General features: G+C 56.4%; 1 protein-coding gene and 1 pseudogene. Both read right to left on the reverse strand.

The window, feature by feature from the left end; all coding sequences use genetic code 11:
* Positions 1–1,119: MCP four helix bundle domain-containing protein (locus tag DFO46_RS00015; RefSeq protein WP_147412720.1), on the reverse strand; the 1,119-nt coding region annotated here is incomplete at its 3' end.
* A gap of 210 nt (positions 1,120–1,329) precedes the next feature.
* Positions 1,330–1,665, reverse strand: a pseudogene (locus tag DFO46_RS00020) (methyl-accepting chemotaxis protein); the annotation flags it as partial.

Genomic DNA, 1,665 nt, shown 5'->3' on the forward strand with positions numbered 1-1,665 from the left:
CTTGCCGCTTTCCTCGGCGTCGGTTGCCGACTGGCGGGCGATCTTCTCGGTCTGGGCGGCATTGTCGGCGTTCTGCTTGATGTTGGCGGCCATCTCTTCCATCGAAGCCGAAGCCTCTTCGGCAGACGATGCCTGTTCCGTCGCGCCCTGCGACAGCTGTTCCGAACCCGAAGACAGCTGCTGACTGCCGGTCGAAACATTTTCCGATGCGGCAATCGCGTCGCTCACAACGGCCCGCAGGCGTTCCACCATGTTGCGGAGAGCAATCCCAAGCGTGTCCTTTTCGGATGCGGGTGCAGGCGTGACGGTCAGGTCGCCATTGGAGATCTGGTCGGCCACATTTGCGGTCTTTCGGAGGTTGCTGGTCATCACGTTGATCGTATCGACCAGATCCTTGATTTCGTCGTTGTTCTTGAGCTCCACGTCCTGATTGAGGTCGCCAATTGAGACTGCTTCAGCCACAATCTGAATCTTCTTCAGGCCAGAAATAATGCTGAGGGCAATCCAGATCGCGACCCCGATGCCGAAGAGAACTGCAACGCTAACCGCGGCAATCATCGTGGAGCGAACAGCCCGATAGTTCTCAGCCGATTGGCTTTTGGTATTCTCCATCTGCTGTTTTTGAATACCAACGAGCGTGTCGAGCGATGCTGTGACCGACTTGTTGATCGAACGAAGGTCTCCGTTGGAATAGTCGATAGCGCCGACAAGGTCCCCCGAGGTCACGAGCCTTCTCAACTCGACTGCCTTCGAGGTGAAATTGTTCATGTCTTCCTCTACAGCGAGCCATGTCTGCTGATCTTCTGCCGTCGCAATGGCAAGACCGTTCTTGGCCAGTTCGATGCCGTCCGCAGTCAACTCTTCGGAGACCTTGAGGAATTTTTGGGATTCGTCGGTGGTTTTAGCCAGCAGGGCATTCTTTTGTTGCCGGATAATTTCGGAGAAGTTCCCGTCAATCGTCAGCGCATATTCCAGTCGTTTTGCAGGGCCTTCTGCCATGCCTGCCAGGTTATCGTTGACCGTGCTCAGGCTGATAAGGCTGTAGGCTGAGAGTGCTGCCAACAGCGTGACCATAAGCCCGAATGAAAGCGCGAGCTTGAGTTTGATTGTGAAGCGCATGTCGTCCCCGTAAGTGTGATGTATCAACAATGATGGTCTAAAAGGACCTTTGAATATTCTCTTCGCGAAGACCGATACACTCACTCGCACGCGATCCGGTTTCCCGTATTTTTGGTATCGGGGAGCTTCCCCGATACCTGTGGCACGACCTCATTGCGTGCCGTTCCATGCTTGCCTCAGCAGACAGGATGGAGACGATTGGTCCCGTTTTCAGGCCGTCTGACGGAAATCTTCGTCATCACCGTCTGGACCGCCCATGCTCATGTCGAGGGCAAAACCATTCGGCCTGGCCTGGGGACGGCTTGCGACCACCGGGCGCTTGGCCGGCACGTCCGCTGCCATCTTCCGGGCGACCGACTGGAGCTGTTTTGCCTGCTGCATCACAGCCTTGCTTGATGCTCCGTCCACCTTGAAGAAGGCGATGGAGGCCTGCAGTTCTTCGGCCTGGGCTGCGAGTTCTTCCGAGGTGGCGGACATCTCTTCCGAGGCGCCGGCATTCTGCTGGGTGACCTTGTCGAGCTGCTGGATCGCCTCGTTGATCTGGCT

The sequence above is a fragment of the Rhizobium sp. AG855 genome, from assembly GCF_003610655.1.
GTDB lineage: Bacteria > Pseudomonadota > Alphaproteobacteria > Rhizobiales > Rhizobiaceae > Allorhizobium > Allorhizobium wuzhouense.